Raw genomic sequence first — 7,219 nt, 5'->3', positions numbered from 1 at the left:
GTTCAACAATCAGGCTGGAGTTCGACGCCCAAACTATATCCGTAATCAGTTTGGCGGCAACATCGGCGGCCCCATCCTAAAGGATCGCCTCTTCTTCTTTTTCAACTATTCCGGTTCGCGTATTGTTCAGTCCGGAACCCAGAATCGCATCGTTCCGCTGGACTCTTATCGCGCCGGGAACGTCTCCTATATCAAGGCAAGCAGCGGCGGCACGGCCTGCGCCTCAACCAGCCGCCAGAACACCACCCCGCAGTGCATCGGGGTCGCCAACGCTAAGTCGCTGGATCCCCAGGGCCAGGGCTTCAATTCCAACATGCTCGCCGTCATTGCCAATCGCTATCCGCGTGCCAACCTGCTGACGCAGGGTGACGGTGTAAATACAGGCGTCTACCGCTTTACCTTCCCTCAACCGGATAACCACAACATCTATGTCGGCAAGATCGACTTCAATCTGACACAATCGCAGCGTATCTGGGCACGCGCCACCGTGACCCGCGAAGACCGCGTATACGCTGCACCGCAGTACCCGACAGACCCGCTGACCTTCCCCTTCCAGGACCGTTCCTACGGCTACGTTATCGGCCACAACTGGATCATCGGCAGCAACAAGGTCAACTCGTTCGAGTACGGCGATAACATCACCGTCTATAACTTCCCAACCAACTTCAACCCGACCGGAATCAACACCTTCACATTTGGAGGAGGCACGACCACCTTCCTCAATGGAGCATACGCATCGCCCAGCTCCCAGCGACGCCGCATTCCGATTCCTGTCGTTCGCGATGACTTCAACTGGACCATCGGAAGGCACAGCCTCTCCTTTGGTGGAACCTTCAAGTTCATCAAAACCAACAGCCTGCTGGTAGGCGACTTCAACACCTATACGCTTGGCCTTGGCGGCAACACACTAACGCTCAACTCGAGCCTGCGCCCTTCAGATATCCGCGGAGGCACAACCGCCGCCACCACGTATGACAGCGCGTTTGCACTGTCTCTTGGACGTGTCGGCGCCATCAGCAGCAACTATAACTACACTGCTAGTGGTAATGTCACTCCTCAAGGCAACGGTGCCGTCCGCCGTTACCGCTACTACCAGACCGAGCTCTATTTCGGCGACATCTGGAAGGTCACGCCGCACCTGACGCTTGATTACGGTGTTCGTTACCAGCTCTACTCGGTTCCGTTCGAGGCGAATGGTTTCCAGTCAGTGCAGAACACCAACTTCGACAGCTACTTCGGCGCACGCGTGGCACAGAGCCGCAGCGGCGTCTTTGGCGACGGGGCAGTCCCGTTCATTACCTATCAGCTTGGCGGCAAAGCGAATAATGGGCCGGCGCTCTACTCGCCCAACTATAAGGACTTCGCTCCTCGTTTTGCCTTCGCCTACAACCCCGGCTTCGACCCAAAAACGGTCTTCAACGGCTCCATCGGGATCGTCTTTGATCGTACCGTCATCAACGCGGTGAACTTCGTCCAGGACCAGAGCTCATATCTCTTCCAGAACACTGCCAACCGTCAGTATGGAAGCTCGAATGCGAACTCGGCGTTGCTCAATGATCCTCGCATCGGTAGCAACCTCTCCGTCCCAGCGGCCCCCACTGCACCCGCCCTCTCAAAGCCCTACACTCCCTATGTGACCGGCGGTGTCGGAAGCGGTTTGGCGGACAACCAATTCAACACCATCATCGATCCGAAGCTGAAAGATCCGTACTCGATCATGTACAACTTCGGTATCCAGCATGAGTTCCCCGCGAACTTCGTCATGCGGTTGAACTACGTAGGCCGTCAAGGACGTCGCCTGCTTGCTCAGGCAGATGCCTCGCAAGTTATCGATTTTCCAGATAGCCGTTCTGGACAAACGCTCAATCAGGCGTTCTCCAACATGGTGATCCAGAGCCGCGCGAGCGGCACCGTCACCAATCAGCCGTGGTTTGAAAACCAGTCTTCATGCAGAACACAGTGCCTTTACAGCGCCTTGGGATCTCTGGTGCTGGCGGGCGACTTCGCCGACTTCATGCAGGCCCTGGCCGCCAACGGCCTTGTCGCTCCTAACGTTGGTATGCCAACGCAGTTCGCCGGCAATACTTTCATGACCAACAAGGGCTTCTCCAGCTACAACGGCTTCCTGGCCACTCTTTCGAAGGGCAATGCTAAGACCGTTCGTTTTGACCTCAATTACACATGGTCTCACTCGATCGATAACACCTCGGCCGTGGCGAACTTTATCGCTTCCAGTCAGGGTTATGGCTTCATCTGCGACGCAACCCAACCCCGCGCATGCCGTGCCAACTCCGATTTCGACATCACGCATGTGATCACGTCGAACTTCATCTTCGATCTACCTTTCGGCCGTGGACGTGCCTTCGGTGCGAACACTCCGATCTGGCTTGACGAGCTCATCGGTGGATGGACGCTTTCGGGAATTCCTGGGTGGCGCTCTGGCCAGGCCCTCAACACCAACACGAACGCCTTTGTGGCCGGCTACGCCAATAACTCCCCGGCGATCTTCAATGGAGATAGGGCCGCAATTCGCCCTCGCTTACACAAGGCCAGCAACGGTTCAGTCACCCTCTTCGACGACCCCGTCAAGGCACAGAACTCTTTCGTCGGCCMAATCGGCCTGAGGATTGGCGATCGTAATGTTCTACGTATGCCGCATGTCTGGGGCTTCGATGCCGGCCTTGCCAAAACGTTCAAGATTGTTCCGGACAAGGTCAGCATGAAGTTCCGGGCCGATGCCTTCAACGTCTTCAATCACCCCAACTTCTCTGCTCCGACAGCAGCCAACCAGAACATCTTCGCCTCCACGTTTGGTACGCTCACCTCAATGCAGGCTTGGAATCAAACCTCCTACCGCGTTGCACAGTTCGCTTTGCGGCTGGAGTTCTAACGTGAGCAACACAACAACAAAAAGCCCGGGCAATCGCCCGGGCTTTCTTATTCCATGCAGACTAAATCTTGTCGCCCGGCGTGCGGTTCCACGTCTGCAGCACCTGCTGGTCGTGCTCATAGCCAAGAATCGACAGCGATGCCGGGACCAGTGAAAGCAGGCGTGCACCACGCGGCGGCAGTCCCAGCCATGTAGCCGCCAGGATGCGCAGAATATGACCGTGAGCCACCAGCAAAATGTCACCCTCAGGTGCGGCCGCAAGCGCGGTGTCAATCACTCGCTGGGCACGGACAGCGACTTCTTCGATCGTCTCGCCATTCGGAATCTCGGAGTCGAAGATATTCCAGTGCGGATCGTTGCGCTGTTCACGAATCTGCGGCGTCGTCAGCCCTTCGAAGATGCCGTAATTCCACTCGCACAGATCAGGATTCACCACCGCGTATGGCCCATAGCCAAGCAGCGTGCAGGTCTCTCGCGCGCGCTGCATAGGGCTGGTCTGCACCAGGGCGAAGTGCCGCTGGTTCAGTAGAGTTCCAACAGTACGGGCCTTCTCCCGGCCATTCTCCGTGAGAGGAATATCGGTAACGCCAGTGTGCTGGCCGGAAAGCGACCACTCAGTTTCACCATGGCGGACGAGAAAGAGACTAGGCTTGGAACTCATGAAGTCAGTGTAGAAGAGAGACGTTAGCAGGTTACGAAAAGGAGGACTGAAAGTCAGCCCCATCGCGAAATGTACCTCTGCGGCTGAAGCCGCATTTAGTCCGGCGACAGTGCGGCATGGCTGAAGCCATGCCCTTAAGCAAAACAAAAGCGCGCATCCTCTGCGTTTCAGCCTTGCCACTTGTTCGCGCAGAGCGCGAATGCCTTGCTTAAGGGCACAGCTTTAGCTGTGCCGTATTAGAGCATTTCTCCTGTTGCTGGGTATCCCGGGAGAGGCGTGCAGGGGCGTTTTCATTGCGGAAAACGCCCATAGATGCAGACACCCTGCACTACACCTACAGGAGAAATGCTCTAGCTCTGGATGAGACGCGGCTTCAGCCGCTGAGGTACAACGTTTTCTCCTACTTCACCGGACGTGCATTGCCCCATTCTTCGCGATGAAACCGCGAAGAATGGGCAACGAGACTTCGTCTAAACAAACGTGACCAGCTTCGCCGAAGCTGCCGGCACGGTCACCGGAATCGGCCCAGGCGTCTCGCGGATCATCATCGTGTGCATCTCACTGCCCAACTTCGCCTCATGCGCCTCAAGCGATGATGCGGTCAGCGTGCGGATATCCGTAATCCCTTTCGCCGTCACATTCACCGTAATGGATTGCGTCGCATCCTTATTGATCACCGCCACAGCAAGCTTGCCGCTCGGCAGCTTCGCCGCATAGATGCTGACATCCACGTTACCCGGCTCTGCCTTCACCGGCAGCAACGTAGCCCCCGCCAGCAGACCAGCAAAGCGCATACCGAAGTTCACCGGCTCTGCGGTGTAACGGCCATTCGGCTCTTCATTGATCGGCGTATAGAACGGCCGCGGATGCGGCACGGTGCGGTCAGGCATAAGCTCTTCGCCGGGCAGCGTTCCGCCAAGCGAGTCAGCCACTTCCTTACCTCCGCCGCCATGCAGATTCACACCCGAGTAGCCATAGCTCGCCAATGTCAGCAAATAATCTGCTGCCCACAACGAAGCCGCAAAGACATCCGAGAAGCCCGGCTTGCCGCCGCGATAGCACGTATTGCCCTCGGTCATACGATAGGGAAGCTTCAACGCCTCACCCGCCTCGCGCGCCAGCTTCGCCTTCGAGACTGCCGCCGGATCCGTCATCAGCAGGCGCTCGATCGTAGCCTTCGGATTCGACGGCGGACCGGTGAAATAGTAGTGGTGCGACAGCGAGACCAGCTGCGGCTTGTTCTCCACCGCAGGCCAAAGAGCCGCAATCTTCGGCAGCCAGGTCACATCGGCGGCGACATCCGGAATGCCGAACTTCGCACTCGGCGCCTTGGCGCGAATAGCGTTGGCATGCGTCAGCCAATCCTTCAGATAGGCCTCCACACCCCACGTCTTCGAGTCGCGCAGATGGCGTCCGAAGATATCGACCTCATTGCCGACCTGCAGATACTCCAGGCGATCGCCGAGTGTCTTAATGACGAAGGCTGCCTCATCGGCGTTGTCCTCAGGACGCGCTGTGCCCAGGTTCAGACCATAAATACAGGTCCATCCCGTGGCCTTCAGGAACGCCGCAAGATTCCGCACACGCTCGGACGAGATGATGTAACTCAGGTTGGCATTCGGCTCGCCAACCACCGTCTCCGTGTGCGGCCTCTCCGGAGGCTTCGTTCCCGGCTTTGCCTGCCACCAGGAAGATAACGATGTGGCAGCAAGCGTAGCTGCAGAGGTGCGAAGAAATCGACGGCGGTCCATGACTTTCTCAGCATATGCGTCGGCAGACGGCATTGTCAGCCCGCGGTCGCTTTGAACGGTCCGACAAGATTGGTATTTACAAATACAGCGCTGTGACGTGGAAGAAGAAAGGTCGGTGGAATTCCATTGGACGTCGTGTAATGCTCAGCGAGCCCGGGCTCCCACGGCTTTTTGCGCTGAGTTGCGGTTGCCGATAAGGAAGCACCAGTCAGGCGAAAAACATATACGCCGCTGCATCCCTTGATGCGAAGACTCAGGTCCCGGTCACTCTTGTTAATCAGCACAACCCGCACCGAATTCCACGACCCAAATGCGGCATACGCCGAACACTCCGGCAGGTCGATATCGAAGTGGCACTCGCACAACGTGCAGTTGGTCAATGTAGCGGCCAACAGCATGCCATCGAAGACCGGCTGCGCTGCATATGTCCCATTGTTCTCGGCAATCGGCGTGTAGAACGGCCGCGGGTGAGGCTCGTTCTCTGAAACAAGCTCCTCTCCCGGAAGTTTGCCGCCGAGCGCGACGGCAATCGCTGAGCTGTTGCCACCGTGAATATTTGCTCCGCTATATCCCAGCAACGCTAGCTTCAACAGATAGTCCGCCACCCACAACGCCGAGGCGAAGGTGTCAGAAAGGCCGGGCTTGCCGCCGTCGTAACAACTGTTTCCCTCGGTCATGCGATAGCGAGTTTTTAACGACATCGCGGCATCATGCACTGCCTCCGCTGTCGTCTCGATTCTCAGATCCGGACTAAGCATCTGTGGGATGGTTGCGTTCGGATTAGAAGGCGGGCCGACAAAGTAGTAGTGATGCGTAAGAGCGGCAATCTTCGGGAGGTCTTTCTCCGCAGAGAGCAACTCCGCAATCCGGTGAAACCACTCTGGGTTCCACGCAATATCCGGGAGCCCGAACCGTGCCGCCGGCACACGCCGATGGATCGCCCGCGCCTGCTGTATCCACTCCTCGACAAACGCCTCCACCGTCCATGCATTCCCGTCACGCAAGTGACGGCCGTACAGATCCACTTCATTGCCAAGCTGGAAGAAATCCAGATGCTTCCCGAGCTTGAACGCCACATACTCCGCCTCTGCCACGTTCTCCTCTACGGTCCCCGTCCCCAGATTCAAACCGTAGATACAGCTCCATCGTGTCGCGTCCAGAAATCCGGCCAAAGACTGAATGGCCTGTGGTGTTACGGCATACTGAAGCTCCGGGACAGGCTCACTCGTGGCGGAACGCGGTGTTATCGGACGCGCCGGCTGCGCTGTCTCCGCTGTCGCCTTCCACCATGAGAACTCGCTCGTCCGGCCTCCCAGACGGAGACTTGCTGGCGCGAGCGTCTTAAACAGCCCCACCAGTCCCTTGTTGTTTGGAGAAAAGAACGCGGGATCGGCAAGCTGCATTTTTTCGTACGACAGCCCGAGAAAATCGGCGGGAACCGTCGGCCCCACCTTCTCCGGCGCAACAATCAGCATTGCCGATGTCGGCGCAGCCGCAAACGCAATGCGGTGCGCAGAGGCAGTAGAGTATTTTTCCTGTAGGTGTAAAGTAGAGCTCCCGAATCGATGGGCGTTTTCCGCAATGAAAACGCCGCTGCACTCCTCTGCCGGGACACCCAGCAACAGGGAAAATGCTCTAGACACAACAGCAGCAGAGCTCACAAGGAAGCGGCGGCGGTCCATGGATGAGCACAGCATAGCTGTCCCCACGCCATTACGCGACGAATTTCTACCGGCTAGACGTGATGCTTCCGCGGCAGGTGGCCACCAATATACGCTGCCGGCGTCATCACCAGGATGGCGATAATCGGAGCCCAGAAGGTAGAGAACTGGCGCCAGGTCTGCCAGATATTCCAGGCGGAAAGAATGAAGATGATCGCCGAAGCTGCCGATCCAGCTGAGGTGTTGGCCGCGATCA

At 57.5% G+C, this 7,219-nt stretch carries 5 protein-coding genes; 1 reads left to right on the top strand and 4 read right to left on the bottom strand.

Annotated features, from left to right (window positions below):
• On the top strand, positions 1-2,890 hold a 2,890-nt coding region (locus tag AB4043_RS12825; RefSeq protein WP_442307212.1), incomplete at its 5' end, for a hypothetical protein.
• A 61-nt stretch (positions 2,891-2,951) separates the two neighbouring features.
• Here the strand turns inward: AB4043_RS12825 and AB4043_RS12820 are convergent.
• The 4 genes from AB4043_RS12820 to AB4043_RS12805 all read right to left on the bottom strand — a co-directional run.
• Positions 2,952-3,551, bottom strand: a complete 600-nt coding sequence (locus AB4043_RS12820) for a histidine phosphatase family protein (protein WP_442302106.1) — start codon at positions 3,549-3,551, stop codon at positions 2,952-2,954.
• A gap of 470 nt (positions 3,552-4,021) precedes the next feature.
• Positions 4,022-5,302, bottom strand: a complete 1,281-nt coding sequence (locus tag AB4043_RS12815) for a hypothetical protein (RefSeq protein ID WP_442307211.1) — start codon at positions 5,300-5,302, stop codon at positions 4,022-4,024.
• A 35-nt stretch (positions 5,303-5,337) separates the two neighbouring features.
• Positions 5,338-6,777, bottom strand: a complete 1,440-nt coding sequence (locus AB4043_RS12810; protein WP_442302104.1) for a hypothetical protein — start codon at positions 6,775-6,777, stop codon at positions 5,338-5,340.
• Between the two features lie 260 nt (positions 6,778-7,037).
• The coding region (locus tag AB4043_RS12805; protein ID WP_442307210.1) for a hypothetical protein at positions 7,038-7,219 on the bottom strand (182 nt) is incomplete at its 5' end.

It is taken from the genome of Terriglobus sp. YAF25 (genome assembly GCF_052113305.1).
Classification (GTDB): domain Bacteria; phylum Acidobacteriota; class Terriglobia; order Terriglobales; family Acidobacteriaceae; genus Terriglobus.
The sequence above is the reverse complement of the archived record's forward strand: the minus strand, read 5'-3'. Positions and strand labels throughout refer to the sequence as shown.